The 15,707-nt window shown below is 62.2% G+C and carries 11 protein-coding genes and 1 riboswitch; of the genes, 4 read left to right on the top strand and 7 right to left on the bottom strand.

Annotated features, from left to right (window positions below):
• Window positions 1-40 precede the first annotated feature (40 nt).
• Window positions 41-754 carry a TrmH family RNA methyltransferase gene (locus OJ996_RS17595; RefSeq protein ID WP_264514951.1) on the bottom strand — a complete coding sequence of 238 codons (714 nt, stop codon included), beginning with the start codon at window positions 752-754 and terminating at the stop codon, window positions 41-43.
• A gap of 86 nt (window positions 755-840) precedes the next feature.
• On the opposite strand from OJ996_RS17595, the gene OJ996_RS17600 reads away from it, so the two are divergent.
• From OJ996_RS17600 to OJ996_RS17610, 3 genes are all read left to right on the top strand, one after another.
• Entirely contained in the window at window positions 841-1,749 is a 909-nt protein-coding gene (locus tag OJ996_RS17600; RefSeq protein ID WP_264514952.1) for a hypothetical protein, read from the top strand.
• A 357-nt stretch (window positions 1,750-2,106) separates the two neighbouring features.
• Entirely contained in the window at window positions 2,107-3,741 is a 1,635-nt protein-coding gene (locus OJ996_RS17605; RefSeq protein ID WP_264514953.1) for an NAD+ synthase, read from the top strand.
• Window positions 3,742-3,951: 210 nt separating this feature from the next.
• On the top strand, window positions 3,952-6,012 hold the full coding sequence (locus tag OJ996_RS17610) for a right-handed parallel beta-helix repeat-containing protein (protein ID WP_264514955.1): 2,061 nt from the start codon (window positions 3,952-3,954) through the stop codon (window positions 6,010-6,012).
• A 27-nt stretch (window positions 6,013-6,039) separates the two neighbouring features.
• Here OJ996_RS17610 and OJ996_RS17615 read toward each other — a convergent pair whose 3' ends face one another.
• The gene (locus OJ996_RS17615) at window positions 6,040-6,783 is read right to left on the bottom strand and encodes a hypothetical protein (protein WP_264514956.1); all 744 of its coding nucleotides are present in this window, start codon (window positions 6,781-6,783) and stop codon (window positions 6,040-6,042) included.
• A gap of 252 nt (window positions 6,784-7,035) precedes the next feature.
• Between OJ996_RS17615 and purC the strand changes: the two genes are divergently transcribed.
• On the top strand, window positions 7,036-7,749 hold the full coding sequence (gene purC, locus OJ996_RS17620) for a phosphoribosylaminoimidazolesuccinocarboxamide synthase (RefSeq protein WP_264514957.1): 714 nt from the start codon (window positions 7,036-7,038) through the stop codon (window positions 7,747-7,749).
• A gap of 20 nt (window positions 7,750-7,769) precedes the next feature.
• On the opposite strand, the gene OJ996_RS17625 is transcribed toward purC, so the two are convergent.
• The 5 genes from OJ996_RS17625 to OJ996_RS17645 all read right to left on the bottom strand — a co-directional run bounded on the left by OJ996_RS17625 (window position 7,770) and on the right by OJ996_RS17645 (window position 15,573).
• Window positions 7,770-9,326, bottom strand: coding sequence for an endonuclease/exonuclease/phosphatase family protein (locus tag OJ996_RS17625; protein WP_264514958.1), 1,557 nt, complete (start codon window positions 9,324-9,326; stop codon window positions 7,770-7,772).
• A 129-nt stretch (window positions 9,327-9,455) separates the two neighbouring features.
• Window positions 9,456-11,507 (bottom strand): SPFH domain-containing protein, encoded by a 2,052-nt coding sequence (locus OJ996_RS17630; RefSeq protein ID WP_264514959.1) that lies wholly within the window; start codon window positions 11,505-11,507, stop codon window positions 9,456-9,458.
• 136 nt (window positions 11,508-11,643) lie between these two features.
• Window positions 11,644-11,825: riboswitch (cyclic di-AMP (ydaO/yuaA leader) on the bottom strand.
• Window positions 11,826-11,938: 113 nt separating this feature from the next.
• The gene (locus tag OJ996_RS17635) at window positions 11,939-12,346 is read right to left on the bottom strand and encodes an OsmC family protein (RefSeq protein WP_264514960.1); all 408 of its coding nucleotides are present in this window, start codon (window positions 12,344-12,346) and stop codon (window positions 11,939-11,941) included.
• Window positions 12,339-14,918: a bifunctional serine/threonine-protein kinase/formylglycine-generating enzyme family protein gene (locus OJ996_RS17640; RefSeq protein ID WP_264514961.1), complete on the bottom strand. Its 2,580-nt coding sequence runs from the start codon at window positions 14,916-14,918 to the stop codon at window positions 12,339-12,341. The genes OJ996_RS17635 and OJ996_RS17640 overlap by 8 nt, the downstream gene beginning before the upstream one ends.
• Entirely contained in the window at window positions 14,911-15,573 is a 663-nt protein-coding gene (locus OJ996_RS17645; protein WP_264514962.1) for an RNA polymerase sigma factor, read from the bottom strand. Before OJ996_RS17645 ends, OJ996_RS17640 begins: the two co-directional genes overlap by 8 nt.
• Between the last annotated feature and the right edge of the window lie 134 nt (window positions 15,574-15,707).

The raw sequence follows: 15,707 nt of genomic DNA on the forward strand, positions 1-15,707 counted from the left end.
AAAGACATGCGGGCTTTTTCGTCACGGCATGATCGAGCTGTTAGAGCGCCAGATGGCTGAGCACTTCATCGACATCCCCACTAACGCGGAAGTTACAGGCGGATCGCCAGAACTTGCCCAAGCCTTCCGCTTCATCCCCGATGATCAGGGCCCGGCGCGCTGCCAGATCCGGAAGATCCCCGGGTTTCCTGGAGCCTGCTTCCTCATCGAGTCCGATCAACTGGAATCCGGTAGCAAGCAAGCAACGCAGGATCAGGCCTCCATCCGCTATTCGCACGGCGAGTTTGAAGACCGATTCTCCAGCCGCCCGGATCACCTCCGGCTCGAATGGCGACTTGCCCTCGACTCCGAACAAGACTCCGGCGGCATCGAACGCGTCTGCACCGCGCAGGATTCCTCCGCTCGCTTCCGGATCACCCGGACGCGTGCACACCACCAGCAGAGCTTCGGCAGGCAGACTCTTCAGGAAGGCTGCGACCTCCCCGGTTTCCCCCGGAATCTTCCCCAAGCCAAGGACTCCGCCGTGAATTCCAGCATCGGAGAGTTCATCGATCTCCCCACGGCGTTTGCGGAGCAATTCCATGCCCGACCAGACCGGAGCCTCCCACGGATGGTCCTCCGCTACCAGCACCCCGGGCACCTCCCACCATCCGGCCAGAGCCGCCTCCACGCTGGCTTGGCCCTCCAGCAGCACCCACGGGTCGCTGCGTTCTCCGGCTTGGGTGATCAGGACTGAGAGCCATTCGGGTTCCACGTCCTGTGGTTACCAGCGTCAGGCTCCGGGGCAAACGGGAATTCCGGATTCACGATTCTGCGCACGCGGTGTAGGAATAGCTCCTCGTGCGCTTATTCCCGTGTCTGCTGCTGATCGCTCATGCGGTGGCCGATCCCCTGCCCCCGCGGGTGGAACCCCAAGCTGCGGTGACTGAGGCCCAGCCCGAAGAGGCCGGGCGCAAGGTCTGGCACACCCGCTTTTTCCGAATCGATTCCGATCTTGAGATCAGGCCGAACGACCTGGCTTCACTCGCTCAAGTGGCGGATACCACGGCCACCGTGCTGAAAGCTCACCCGCTGCCTTTCTTCGCCCCACCCCGCGGCCAACGCTCCCGCATCTCGATCCATGCCGATGCTGCCGACTACGTCCGGGCCGGAGGATTCCATGGCACCGCGGGCTTCTACGTGGCATCTCAAGCGGAGGTTTTACTGCGGGGCGATTTCTTTACGGAGGGGCCCGAGAAGAGACTCCTGCCGCCTCATTACGACGAGGACATCCTGGTCCATGAGCTCGTGCATCTCTGCATGCATCGTGTGAATCCGCGGCTGCCCCAATGGCTGATCGAGGGGATCGCCGAATACTTCGCATGTGTCCATCAAGGCGGCGGGCGGTTCTCTTTCGCGGACATCGACCATGCAGTCCGAGATCACCTTCGCAGCCGTCTGAGTCCCGACGACCCCAGCATCCCCTTGGTGCCCGTGGCAGATATCGCAGCGATCCGTGGCCGCGGATGGCTGCGATATGTTGAGGGCATGGCTCCGGAGGACCGCTACCAAGCCTACGCCACCGCCCTGCTGCTTGCTCACTACCAGATTCACGGCGGTCAACTCCGCATGGCGGCTCTTCGCAAGCATCTGGAAAATGACGGAGCTCCCGCCCTGCTCGTTCCGGAAGACTCTTTTAAAATCCAAGAGGCCCTCACCCGCTTCTGGAAAAGCAAGCGACTAACCTTGGAGTTCGCGAAGAGCTCATGAGCCTCCGCTTGGCGTAAAACTGCGCAAAACTTCCGATTTTGGGAACAAATGGCGATTTTTCACCCCACTTAATCCTTTCCAAAGCCTGATTATCTGACAACTTCTTCCATATGCAGCAGCGCTTCGGTGCCGCTGCCAACCTGAAGTAAGATCTACAGGATTTACGATTGGTTCTCGATCCGGGGGGATTTCGGCCAATCAACCTGCCAAGGTTTTCTCAGGTCAAAGAAAAGGCGCGAATTGTGATTCCGGGGGGACTTGCGATTCGCGCCTTTCTATTTCTCCCCGCGAAGCGCTGGGGCAAGAATCGAGTTCGGGCTTTCCGAAAGGTCCGGCGGCATGATTGCTTCGCCGCGGATGAAGGTTGGCATTGCGCAGGTGAATGGAGTGATCGGGGATTTCCCCGGCAATGTGAAGCGGCTGCTCCACGCTTATCGCGAATGCTTGGAGCAAGGCGCCGACATCGTCGTGACGCCGGAGCTATCCTTGGTCGGCTACCCGCCGCGCGATCTGGTCTTCAAATCCCAATTCGTCCCGAAGTGTCTGCAAGCACTCGACTATCTGGCAGGCGAGGTGAAGGAGATCCCGCTCCTCGTCGGGTATGTGGACCACAATGACAGTGGCAAACCGGGCAAGCCCTTCCGCAATGCCGCCGCCTTCCTCCACAAAGGCGAGATCCGTGCAAAGATCTGGAAGACCCTGCTACCGACCTACGATGTCTTCGACGAGCGCCGCTACTTCGAACCCGGCGAATCCTGCGAGCCCATCCTCTGGAATGGGCTGTGCCTCGGCGTGACGATCTGCGAGGATATCTGGACCGAGGAGTTCCTGCATCGCCCGCTCTACGATCGTGATCCCGTTCGCGAGCTGTGCGGAAAGGGAGTGGATTTCCTGCTCAACCTCTCCGCCTCCCCCTTCCATCTCGGCAAGCCCGAGCTACGCCGCGAGATGATGGCGGAGGTCGCCAAGGAAGCGGGCGTCCCGGTGATCTATGCCAACGCGGTGGGCGCGAATGACCAGCTTGTCTTCGATGGCCATTCCCTCGTCGCTTCCGCGGATGGCCGGATCGCCGTGCAGATGCCGGGCTTCAGCGAAAGCTGCGTGACGGTGGATCTTGATTCCCTGCCCGCCGGTGAAGCGGACTTGCCACAACCCGTCGCTGCCGGACAACTGTATGATGCCCTTGTGCTGGGCCTCCGGGACTATGTGACCAAGTGCGGATTCCGCAGCGTCTGTCTGGGGCTGAGCGGCGGCATTGATTCGGCCCTGACCGCCGTTCTGGCCGCCGATGCCTTGGGCGCGGAGAATGTGCATGGGCTCACCATGCCGAGCCCCTTCTCATCCGGCGGCAGCGTGGACGATTCGGTCGCCTTGGCCGAAACGCTCGGGATCCGATGCGATATCGTGCCGATCAAGGACACCTTCACCTCGGTCAAGGAGGCCATGGCACCTCTCTTCGCTGGAACCAAGGAAGACGTGACGGAAGAGAACATGCAGGCGCGCATTCGCGGCCTTTATCTCATGTCACTCTCGAACAAATTCGGCCACCTGCTGCTCACCACCGGCAACAAAAGCGAGCTCGCCGTGGGCTATTGCACGATCTACGGGGACATGTGCGGCGGCCTCGCCGTAATCTCGGATCTCCCGAAGATGCGCGTCTACGAGCTCTCCCGCTGGATCAACCGCGAGCGCGAGATCATCCCTTGGAACACGATCGACAAGCCGCCGAGCGCGGAACTGCGCCCTGACCAAAAGGATCAGGACACGCTGCCACCCTATGAGGTGCTTGATGGCATTCTGGAACTCTATGTCGAACGCCACCTCTCCGCGGAAGAGATCGTGGAGCACGGCTACGAAGAAAGCATCGTGCGCTGGATCCAGCGGAGAGTCGACCTGAACGAGTGGAAGCGCCAACAAGCCGCCCCCGGCCTACGGGTAACCTCGAAAGCGTTCGGAATGGGCCGGCGGATGCCGATCGTCCAGCGCTTCTGAGAGGGATCGATCCGCTCACGGAAAGTTTTTGAAGCGGTCTCGCACCACAAATCATTGCTGCTGCGAGAAACGCTGCGACAACCGCCCTGCGATCGCGGACCGAAGCTCGAACGAGCGGCCGGATTTCCAAAAAACTCCCGGCGACTGTTAGGGGATTTTCCGTAATGTCCCCTTCCCCATATGGCCCCCTGCTGATACACGCGTCCCGGCATGACTTTGGAGGAAGCACGGCGCACGCTCGGACTGTCTGCAGACGAAGATATCTCCCCCCGTTTGGCCGAGCTTGAAGCCGCGCGCAATCGGATCGCGGAGCTCGTACGCACGGCACCGAACGATACCATCGCCCTGCGCTATCAAGACGGCTTGATCGAGTTCGAACGCGCGCTCGCCGTGCTCGAAGAGCAAGCGGAGAGGGATCGGGAGGCGAAGAAGCGCCAGGAATGGATGTCCGCCGCCACCGGCGTGCAGGTGGAGGAGCCCAAGCGGGCCGGGGAGATTCCGGACTTACCTTTGCCGGAGCCTCCGACGACAGCCCCCGCTCCCGAAGTCACGGCACGGCCAGCAGCGAAGACCCAGCCCCTGCCCGAAGCACCGGTCCGCGAACTGCCGTCGGAAGACCCGGAGCCTGTCCTCACCCGTCGCCGCAGCGGAGTCGGGCGTGCAGTTTTCGCACTGCTGGTGCTCGGCGGAGGTTCCGCATGGTATCTCTACCAGCAGAACGAGGAGCGCCACCACCTCCACATCATGGAGCGCGTCGCCTTTCTGGAAGGCCTCGGAGCCAAGATGATCGACTCCCGCCAGTGGCCGGAGGCGGATGCCGTTTACAAGGAGATCGAGGAACTCGCTCCCGGCTCCAAGCCCGCCGTGCTCGGTCGCCGCAGCATCGAGGCCGGCATGGAGGAAGAGCAGCGCCAGTTCGTAGGCTACTGGTCCGGCGAAGCCATCGCCGCCTTTGAGCTGGGTCGGTTGGAAGACGCCGCGAATGCCGCCCGCAAGGTGCTGGAGAAGTATCCGAACCAAAAGGAAGTCGCGGATCTTTTGGAAAAGGTCGAACTGGCGCGCAGCACGCAGGCGCGGGAGACGCTGGTGAATGCCGCCAGCACCGCGATCCAGAAGCGGCGCTGGGACGAAGCGGAATCCCGGGCCAAGGAACTCTCCGAAGCTTTCCCGGGCGATGTCCAGGCCAAGCAACTGCTCGGGGAAATCGCAGCCGGACGCGAGAAGGACGCGAAGGACCGCCTGCGGGCCAAGGAACTCTTCGCCGCTGCCAAGGTGCGCGACCAAGGACGCTTTGATCGGGATGCCTTGGAGTGGCTCCGCGAGGCCGTGGCCCTAGCGCCCGGCGATCCCGAGATCGACGCGCTTTACCAGAAGATGGCGTCTTATACCCGCACCCTGCAGGTACCGGGAGATTACTCTTCGCTCAGCGAAGCACTCGCCTCCGCGCGCGATCGCGACCGTATCGTGGTGGCCGAGGGCGTCTGGGCCGGGCCCATCGTGGTGGACAAGGCGGTTACCTTGGAAGGCGCGGGGCGTGAGAAGACGATCCTCGAAGTTGAGGCGGCCACCAGCACCACGGCGACCTTCGGCCGGCAATCCAGCGGTTCGCGGATCAGCGGGATCACCTTCCGCCATCGCGGCTTCGATTCCGGCGAGGATCGCTTCTCCGCGCTGATGGTCCGCGGGGCGGAGGTCACGATGAATGACTGCCGGATCGCGGATTCCTCCGGGCACGGCTTGGCGGTCGTGGAGGCCGGACAGGTGGCAGCCACCCGCTGCGTCTTCGAGAACAACGGCTGGGACGGCGTGGCCGTCCGCGGGGCCGGGAGCCGGATCGAGTTCACCCAATGCGAGTCGGTCGGGAACTTCGGCCACGGCTTCGATCTCTGGGAAGGCGGTGCGGGAGCCATCCACGAATGCGTGGCGCGCGACAACAGCGCGAATGGCATTCTGGTGGAAACCACCGCGGAGAACGTGGTGGTGGCCAACAGCGACCTCCGCGCGAACCGTGAATACGGGATCGTGGTGTCCTCAGCCGGTTCGGGCCGGATTCATGGCAACCAGTGCCGCGAGAACCTTCTCGGTGGCATCGCAGTCCGCTTCGCCGCCACGCGGGTGACTATAGAGAACAACAGCTTGCAGAAGAACCATGGTCCCGGACTCGCCCTTGAGCGGGGCCTGAGCGAGCCCGCTTACGCCACCAACCGGGCGGACGGCAACGCCGGCGGGAAAAACACGGTCACGAACGCCGACTTCTCGAGCGGCGAGTAATCGCCGGGAAACCCGGGCGGGAGCCGCTCAAAGCAAGCCCTCCGCGCCGAGCTGGCTGCGGAGCGCCGCGATCATCTTGCTCTTGAATTGATCGGATAGCTGCTGATGCTTGTTCCCCTGCGCGATGTACTCGTTCGCTTGGGTGGGATTGGCCGCCGTCATGGCGTCGCGGTAACTCTGGAGCGCCTCCCTATGCTCCCGGAACATCCCGAGTTCATATCCGGCGATCTCCGTGCCATAGAGATCGCGCAGCCGGATGAATTCCTCGGCAACATCCTTGGGCACCCGGTATTTCTCGAAATTCTGTCGCAGCAGGGGTTTCTCGCCACGTTCGAGATAGGCCACCGCTTGATCGTAGGTCGCAAGCTCTTGCTCCATGATCTGGACGTAGCCGCGCCGTTGCAGGGCTTGATCGGCAGACCAATTTTGCATCCCGGCGGCCTGTCCCCGGCTCGTATCAAAGGGGACGAAGAGCGTCTTCTCATACACCCATGTGTTGGCGATGGCATCGATGACCTGCTTCGCCACGCCGCTGTGCTGGCGGGCCGAGCGATCAAGATGGGCCATACCCGCGCTGTAGGCAGGGCCGTTGACCGGGCCGGAACCGCTGATGTTTTGAAGCAGCACCCGGTTGTGCTCATTGGCAGCACTACCAATGGCCTCGAAGGCGGCGACAATTTCCTGCTTGGATGCGGAAGTGATTTTCACCTCGTCCGCGATCGATCCCCGTTTCGACGAGCTCTTGAGAAGCTCGTCGCAGGAACATAACATCAATACCGTGGAGATAAGCGATAAAGCGCCGCGACCCTTCATGAAGCCACGTTAACGACCACCCTTGGACAGACCCAGAAAGAAGTTAGCGGAAATTGAACTTCCGACTTCCCGGAACGACCGGCCTCTCAGGAGCCCCATCGCTGCCAGCCCCTCCCGGGTAGAGCGGGAGTTTTCGGCTGGTGACGAGAAATTATCCAATCCCCAGCGCGTCCGCTTGACCCCCGCGCCGGGCCTCCGTACCTCTCCGGAATGGAACCGCTCTACGAGGGAAAGGCGAAGCGACTTTGGGCCACGGAAGACCCGAACGTGTTGCGCATGGAGTTCAAGAACGATGCCACCGCCTTCAACGGCGAGAAGAAGGCGCAGTTCGAGGACAAGGGGCGGCTCAACAACGCGATCAGCACGCTGATCTACGGCTTCCTTGAGAAGGAAGGCGTGCCGACCCACTTCGTCCGCCAGATCGACGACACCAACGTGGAAGTCCACAAGGTCGATATCCTGATGGTTGAGGTGATCATCCGCAATCTCTCCGCCGGCAGCTTCTGCAAGCGCACCGGCATGGAAGAAGGCGTCCCCTTCTCCCAGCCGATCATCGAGTTCTGCATCAAGAGCGATGAACTCGGCGATCCCCTCATCAACGACGACTACATCCGGGAGCTCAAGCTGGCGGCACCGGAAGAACTCGCCTTCCTCCGCGAATCCGCGCTCAAGGTGAACTCCATCCTCGGCAAGTTCTTCGCCGAATGCGGGCTCAAGCTCGTCGACTTCAAGCTGGAGTTCGGCCGCCTTGCCATCAATCCGAAGACCATCGTCCTCGCCGATGAAATCAGCCCGGACGGCTGCCGCCTCTGGGATCTCAAGACCGGCGAGAAGATGGACAAGGACCGCTTCCGCCGCGATCTCGGCGGGGTCATGGAAGCCTACGCCGAGGTGCTCGAGCGGGTGAAGCTGGCGGTGAAGTAAGCCGCCAGCTCCGGATCGTCTCAGGGCCAGGCGAGATTGAAGTCCACGACCACCGCGGCGTGGTCGCTCGGCCAGGTATTGCCGCGCGCGCCGCTGATATCGTCACCATAGACGTAGCCGTTGCTCTGCACGCCATTGGTGAAGATCTCCGCACTCGCGGGAGTGACTGGCGCGCCCTTGTGGAAGACGAAGTCGATCCGGTCCTGCGGCTCGTTCGGGCTGCTGTAGAGCGGGGACCAAGTGATCGCCGGAGTCTGGGCCGGATTCGGGAACAACTGACGGAACGAGTCGGTCATGCCCGCATTTGCCACCGCCACCGTGACCGGCCATTGCACCACCTTGCCGTAGTGCGCGGCGGAATTGGCCGCGGTCCAATCGAGATGGGAGGGGCAATTGAGATCTCCGGTGAGGAAGACCGGCACGCTATCCGCGGAGGAAAGGTGGCTGGACATTCCGCTGAGCACGGCCGCGATCTGCTCGTCGCGCTGCGAGGCCAGTTCTTCCGCCAGCACGCTGGCGTTGGTGGACCCCGCTCGCTTCGCCTCGTATGGACCGTAGCGCAGGTAGTCCAGATGGGTATTGAAGATCACGACCTCGCGCAGGGGCTGGCTACAAAGCCGGATTCGGGCGCCCTTCGCAATTCCATTGCCCGCGGTGTAGGTGGCGGTGATCGGGTAGCGGCTTGCAATGCCGCTATCGCCCGAGCCGGTAGGGCTGTAGAACCAGCCTAGTTCGTTCGCGATGGTCTGCACGCAGTAGCCACCCGAACCCACCGTTTCCTGAGTGCCGATGATATCCACATCCGCCTCGATGATCGAGCGGAGTCCTTTGGTCATGCCCTGATCTACCTGGCCCCAGCCGTGCCAGAGATTGTAAGACATCACGCGGACGCTGGAGATTTGCTCCTGGCCCGATTGGAACACCGGAATCGTCATCGTGACATCCCGGTTATTGCCTAACAGATCGGTCGCCCGCAGCACGAAGGAAGCCTGCCCTGCGTCGGATCCGGCCGGCGTACCGGAAATCGCTCCCGAGGCCCCGACTTGGAGCCATGCCGGGCCGGAGATCTTCGAGAACGAAAGCACATCCCCGAGATCCGGATCGTAAGCGTAGGCATGGACCTTGCCGCTGTAGGCTTGGCCCGCGACGGCATGACGCTGGATGAAGGATGGCACCACCCATTGCGGTCGTCCCGGTCCACCCGCAGGGGTCACGCTGAATTGCGCTGGTCCGGCGATCTTGGAGTATCCGTTGTCAGCCAGGAACCAGACCTTGTAGTTGCCCGGTGCCAGCGTGGGATTGGCGAAGGTGATGCTGCCACTCTTGAGGTTACCGCCCGCCGTCTGGGTCCCGTTCGTGTAACGCCAGTCGAGGTAGGTTCCGGTGGAAGGATTCGTGATGCTCGCCGGAAAGATCCCGATCCAGTCGTCATCGTTCCCCGGCCCGCCGTTGAAGGTCGCGGTGATCGGGCTTCCCGCGGGATAGGAGCTTGAGTTGAGAGTGATGGACTTCGGCGCGGCATGGAGCGCCGCACAACAAAAGACGGCAATAAGGCTGCCGGAGATTTGGGTTTTCATCATGGCATCCCATCGTTCGGCGGTTCCGGAAAGTGATTCAAGGGGCACAATCGCCGGAGGATGGGGCAGAATCGCCGGACAGGAAGAGAGGCGACCGACACCCGCCGCCTCTCCTCCATCGGGTAGACCTCACGCCGCTTTGGAAGGATCGATCGGCACCGTCTCGACCTCCGTGGTGTCCTTCAGATTGTCCCAAGCGGTCAGCAATCCCATCATGGCCTGAAAAACTCCGGCTTGGGCGGCATCGCGCCCCTCCCCGCCGAGCATCACGAGCTTCTCCGGGACCAGCGGTTGCTGGCTGTGGGCCAACTCACTGGCCACGAGGTTCAGCGCATAGAGACGGTTATCACCGTAGGCCGCCACCTTCTGGCGGCTGACCTCGGCTTCCGCCTCACCCACCCGGGCGATCTTCCCGGCCTCGGCCTCCGCGATCTGGCGGATGCGCGCGGCTTCACCCTGGCCCACGAGCTCGGCCACGCGGGCTTGGCCCTCCGCCATGGCGATCTCGCGCTTGGCGAGGCGCTCGGCTTCCGCGAGTTGGGCCGAGCCACGGTTCGCCGCGACTTGAATCTCGATCTGGGTTTCGGTCAGGTGGGTCTGGCGCGCGGCTTCTGCTTGAGCTTGATTCAGCTCCTTCAGACGGGCGGCAGCTTCCTGCTGCTTGGCGAAGGTTTCCTTCTGTTCCTCGGCCAAACGACGCTGGCGCAGTTGATCGAAGAGGGCGTCGATGGGGTCTTCCCCATCCCTGCGATGAACGCTCTCCGGTCGGCCGATCAGCACGGCCACGCAGTTGATGTCGTAGCCCTCGAAGCGGCGGCCGAGTTCCTCGGTAGCGAGGCGCTGGATCTCCTCGCGCTGGGTCAGCAGGTCGAGCATATTACTGCTCTGGGCCACATCCCGGAAGTAAGCGGTAAGGATCGGGTCGAGGGTTTGGCTGATCAGGCGGTTCACATCGCCGAAGCGCTGCACCACGCGCGGTGCCTTCTGGTAATCGATGTGCAGCACCAGGCTGAGCGGCAGCAGGGGCTCGTAGCCGTCCGCGGTGATGATCGGGATGCTCGCGAGGTTCTCGTCATACTTGTGGGTCTCCGTCTGCCCGCTGATCCAGCGAAGTACGAAGTTCACCGTAGGCACCAGCTCGACCTTCAGGGCATAGGGATTGAGCGCATACTTGCCAGGGGTGAGGGCTTGCTTCCATACCCCGCGGCGACCGCTTTCCACTTGTTCGCCGTAGCGGAAATTCGCGCCGGTCACGTCCGTCCCATCGCCCCCGAAATAGCCGATCACCACGCCCACGTAGCCGATTGGGATCAGGGTCTTCGGCTTGAGTTCCACCGTGGCAAACCAGCGGTTGATGAAATAGGTGCCGTCCGTCAGCACCTGGAGCTGCTTGCCGCGACGACCACCAAGCTTCAGGAAAACCTCGGGATCCTGAAAGTAATTGTGGCCGGAGCCGCCTTGGCCATCGCGGACCTCGGGAGCAATCACATCACCCGCTTCAAGTGAGGGGCCATCGTGAATCGTGACCACGCCGACGTTGTCGGACTCGGCCAGACCATTCGGCTTCGGCGGTTCGTTCTGCTTGCCTTTCGGATCGCCCACGATCACGGGCGTGAAGCCGTTCTGGTTCTGAAGCTCCTCGCGCCAGAACTGGGCCATGCGGCTCTCCTCGGTGGAGATCGGGCCGGTGTGCACGCCGGTTTCGGTGATTACCATGAACACGGCCGTATTGATGGCATAGACACCCTCGCGCAGGATGCCCCGCTGGCGACCGCGTTGGCCTCCGTGTTCAAGGAATCCGACCGCGTCCTGGAAGCCGTTGCAATCGACGATGTGCCCCAGCGTCTGAATCGGCAACAAGGGCTGTCCATCACGGGCATAGACGTAGCCGATACGGCCTTCCGCCACCGTTACCAGAGGCACCTTGTGGATATTGAACTTCCAGAAGGGATAGCCAAAGTAGAGGCCACCTCGCAGCACCTTGGCCTGATAACCGGCCTCGCCATTCAAGGCGATGATCCGGCCCTCCGTCAGCGAACCGCTGGCGGACCACAGCTTTTCGATGATCCCCACCCGGCGGTGCGGTATGTAGCGCACGCCCAGGAAGAGATAGACCCCGATCGCGATGACCAGAATACCGGCCACGACGATCCCCACGCTGAACAGGATGTCAGCAATCATGTTGTTCTCCTTTTCTTTCTTTCGAAGCCGGTCCCGCCCGCCTGCGGGAAGGCGGGGGCCGGCGATTTTTCTGGAACTGGCGAAGCGGCGGCGGCTTCGGCCTGTCCCTTGTTTCTGGAGAGACAAGCGAACGATCCGCGCCCCGCGGTGATGCCTACGAGGTTAGCTGTCGGGCTGGAGCCACCACGTGCTCCCGGTGCCGCAGGCACCGTATGCCCCGAAGACCGGACCACAGGCCACGGGCCTGCAAATCACGGTCGGGATTGGTTCCCCCGTTGCTCCGGACAACGCGTCCGGTGCACTCGGCTGACGGTTTCGTTCTCAAAGAACTTGGCGGCATGTTAGGGGCATGCCGCCGCGAGGACAACGGGCTGGTTTATAACAGCCCCTGCACAGTGTAGTATTCCTTCGAGCCGTTAAGCGGCACGCGGCTATTGCCAGTGCCAACGGATCTCCTGGATCACATCCGGATGCAGGCTCTGGTGCACCGGGCAACCGTTACCGGTCGCCTCTAACATCTTGCGCTCGGGATGATCACCGGAGAGCGGCATGTGGATATCCACCTCCAGCTTCGAGATGCGCCGTGGCGTATCGGTGGACATGTGCTTCTTCACATCCACCTTCATGCCTTCCAGATCGATCTCCTTCCGCTTCGAGACAATGCCCATGACGGTGGCCATGCAGACCCCCAGTGCGGTGGCGACCAGATCGGTCGGCGAGAACGATTCGCCGCGGCCGTTGTTGTCCACCGGGGCATCGGTTTCGAGCACGGTTCCGGAGGGCCCGTGGACCGCCTGGCAGTGGAGGTCCCCTTGGTAATCGATCTTGATCTCAACCATCTTCGTCTATCGCGGATTCAGCAGGACCGGTGTCTTCTTTCGGCGGAACCTTGGCAAGCACGATGCGGAAGCCGCAGGCATCGTCCGGCAAATCCGGAGTGAGCGTGTAGCGGAAGCCCGTGTAAAGATCCTGCTGGCGCCAACTCTTCCAACTACCGCCACGCATGACGCCGAAGCCGTTGTTCGGAATGTAATCCTCCTGCACCCACTCCAGCACGTTGCCGGAGATATCGTAGAGACCGATGGCGTTCGGCGGGAAGGAGCCAACGGGGGAAGTCGTAGCGAAGCCATCGCTGTAGCCGAAGATCACGCGCTCCGGACTCATGCCGGGATTGGTCGCCGCCTCAGAGCCTGCGAAGTTGCCGAGGTTCGCCCCGTTCGCGATCGGCGGCCATGCGACACCCCACGGGAAGATCTGTAGCATCTGCTGTTCGCGGCGATCGGGGGTCGAGACCTTCAGCTCGCTCTTCAAGCCGGCCATGAAGCTCCACTCGTAGTCGGTCGGCAGGCGATATTCGTGGGCATCGGTAAGCCGCTCCTGTTCCCGTTCGACCTTGGTAAGCCAAGCGCAGAACTCCATCGCATCGCTGCGCTTCACATGGACCACCGGATGATCTCCCGGCTTCTCTACCTGATAGATTTCGGGATGGGCGGCCCGCAGGAAAGCGCTGAAGTCCTTCACCCGCGTCTCCCAGATGCAGGCCTGCAAATCGCCGGGCATCACCGGCACGAAGCTCATCTCCAGACTGTTGGTCCACGGCCGGTCCATGACCACGCTGTGATTGAGCTCGAGCTTGAAGAACAGGTCGCGAGTCTCGTTCGGCTTGAGCGTGAGTTTCTGGACGCTCCGCTTGTAGCCTTCCATCCAGACGCTGACTTCCATCTCCCCGGGCTTGATCCCGCTGAGCTCCACCATGCCGCTGACCTCGCTCCGTCGGACTTCGACATCGCCTACCTTCACGATCACTTCGGCACCGGAAGGTTCGGCCCGCACGCTCAGGGTGCCGAAGGGTATCTTGCTGACATAGGGCCGGAAGGGCTTGAGTCCTTCATTCCGGGCCTTCTCGCTGATCCCCTCCGCTTGGAAGCCTTCGACCATGTGCGGCTCCGCCTGGTGATCTTCGGAGAGATAGCCCTGCTTGATCCCCTCCGTGGCCAGCCAGAAGCAAAACTCCCGCGCATCGCCATGACTTGTTAGAGCGACTTTGCGCTTCGTATCGCCTTCCGTGATCTCGACGAACTCCGCGTAGGCATCCGGCTTGCCCTCGGCGAAGCGGCGCCATTCCGTTTCGCCCACGGGTCTCACTGCTTCGTGGCCCTCATTCAAGGGCATGTAGCGCTGGCCGAGTTGGTCGGTCCAGGGCTCGTTGATCGCTGGCGGTGCGTAGACTTTCAGCTCGGGGCTCAGGAACAAGGTCCCACCCGCTGCGGACTCCGGCACCACCATGTCGATCGGACAGGGTTCGTAGCCGAGCATCTTCAGGCTGAAGCGAATGCGCTCTCCGACGTGGGACTCGATCAACTCGGTGGGCGTGGAGCCGATCGTCTCGCCGGTCGACTCGTCGATCACGGTCGCACCAGCCGGGGTGCTGCTCACTTTGATCTTCACCGGCTGCAGTTCCGGCTTATCGGGAAGGCGCGGGGGCAGCAGGGTCTGGAGATGATCCCAGCCGCCATAGATTACCACCGCGGCACAAAGCACCAGGGCCATGAAGGCACCGACAGGACGGCGGCGGCGACGACGCTTCCCTTCCTGGAGGCGGCGCAGGGCTTCAGCGAGATCTCCTGCCGTCGAAAGACGGCGTTTCGAGAGATGGGGTTCGCAGGTATCGCAGATGATCTGGTTGAGCGCGAGCCAGCGCTTGCGCTCCGAACCGGGAGGCAATTCATCGGGCAGTTCCGGAAACTCCATCCGGTCCTTGCCGGTGGCGATCTCGTAGAGGACCTTGCCGAGGCTGTAGACATCCGCCTGCGCGGAGCCCGGACCCTCCGGCGGCACGAAGCCTTCCGTGCCCACAAAGGTTCTCTGCCCGCGTGCTGCCACCAAGCCGATGTCCGCGAGCTTCGCCCGACCGGCGACGAAGATCACGTTCGCCGGCTTCACGTCGCGGTGAGCCAGACCGTTGTCGTGAAGGTGCCGCAACGCCTCGGCGAGACGCACGCCCACGTCGATGACGAAGCCGGTATCGAGCTTGCTACCGGGAGTACGCTTGGTGTCGCTGCGCAGGGTCCGTGCCTCGTACTCCACCGGGTTGATGTCGCGACCGGCGATCACGTCGTCGCCGAGCTCCATCACATAATAATAGAAAGCCTTCCCGTCCGGGCTGCGCCCGACATGGAGGATGTTCACGAGCCCCGGGTGATCCCGCGAGATCGGCTCGAACTTCAGGATCCCCTCGAACTCCCGCTCGAAACTGCGCTCGTCCTCGAAATCGTCGCGCCACAGCACCTTCACGGCGCGGAGCGCGCCCGTCACGCCGCGGGCAAGCCACACCTCGCCGTACGCACCACCACCGATTTTCCGCAGAACCTCGTGGTCGGGGATGATCGGATCGGGGCGAGCTCTATTCATCGACTTCCTCTTCCAAGCGCGCGAGTTCCTTCTTCAGGACGGCTCCCACGCGATGCTTGGCGAGGTAAACCTGTGCCATGCTGACATTCAAGTGATCCTGCACCTTTTTGGCATCCCACTGACGGACCACGTAGCAGTCGAAAATCTGATACTGCTTCGGTGAAACCTGCGCCTTCACCCGCGCGAGCGCGGCGTCGGCCACGTTCTTCTTCCACTCCACATCCCACAGGCGGGCCAGCAGGTCACCCTTCGGGTCCTCGAAACGGTCGATCACGGCGGTCTTGCGGTCGTCCTCCCATTCGCCGCCGGCCATGGCGGTGTCCTTCTTGCGCTTGCGGAACTGGTCGTTGATCCGCCAGCGGGTCATGTTCATCAGCCAGGTCTTGAAGGAGCCCTGTTCGGGATCGTAGAGCTTCTTCTTCGACTGCTTGGCGATCGAAAGAACGGTCTCCTGGACGCAGTCGTGGGCCTCGTCCGGCCGCAGGCCCGCCTTGATGGCCACGGCGTAGATCAAGCGCCAGTAGGTCTGGTAGAACTCGTCCCAGGTCTTTTGGTCCTCCCAATTGTCCAACCGCGCGATCAAGCTCTTGCGCGTCTTTTCGTAGGCGGCGGCGAGCACTTGGTCGCGCTCCTTGTCGTAGTCTTGGTCGGACATCGGCCTCCCCTTACCACAACCGCACCCGGGTGTCTTTCACGGAGTTCGCGCACCCCGCCTGCACCATGGGAATTTTCGTCGTCCGGATAGTTAAGAAAACCGAACTAACAATCTTCGCATTTACATCCACCCTT

The sequence above is a fragment of the Luteolibacter rhizosphaerae genome (genome assembly GCF_025950095.1).
GTDB lineage: Bacteria > Verrucomicrobiota > Verrucomicrobiia > Verrucomicrobiales > Akkermansiaceae > Haloferula > Haloferula rhizosphaerae.

Coding starts and splice junctions, on each gene's coding strand:
- OJ996_RS17605 (WP_264514953.1), top strand. CDS start 2,107: ATGAAGGTTGGCATTGCGCAGGTGAATGGAGTGATCGGGGATTTCCCC.
- OJ996_RS17610 (WP_264514955.1), top strand. CDS start 3,952: ATGACTTTGGAGGAAGCACGGCGCACGCTCGGACTGTCTGCAGACGAA.
- OJ996_RS17615 (WP_264514956.1), bottom strand. CDS start 6,783: ATGTTATGTTCCTGCGACGAGCTTCTCAAGAGCTCGTCGAAACGGGGA.
- purC (WP_264514957.1), top strand. CDS start 7,036: ATGGAACCGCTCTACGAGGGAAAGGCGAAGCGACTTTGGGCCACGGAA.
- OJ996_RS17625 (WP_264514958.1), bottom strand. CDS start 9,326: ATGAAAACCCAAATCTCCGGCAGCCTTATTGCCGTCTTTTGTTGTGCG.
- OJ996_RS17630 (WP_264514959.1), bottom strand. CDS start 11,507: ATGATTGCTGACATCCTGTTCAGCGTGGGGATCGTCGTGGCCGGTATT.
- OJ996_RS17635 (WP_264514960.1), bottom strand. CDS start 12,346: ATGGTTGAGATCAAGATCGATTACCAAGGGGACCTCCACTGCCAGGCG.
- OJ996_RS17640 (WP_264514961.1), bottom strand. CDS start 14,918: ATGAATAGAGCTCGCCCCGATCCGATCATCCCCGACCACGAGGTTCTG.
- OJ996_RS17645 (WP_264514962.1), bottom strand. CDS start 15,573: ATGTCCGACCAAGACTACGACAAGGAGCGCGACCAAGTGCTCGCCGCC.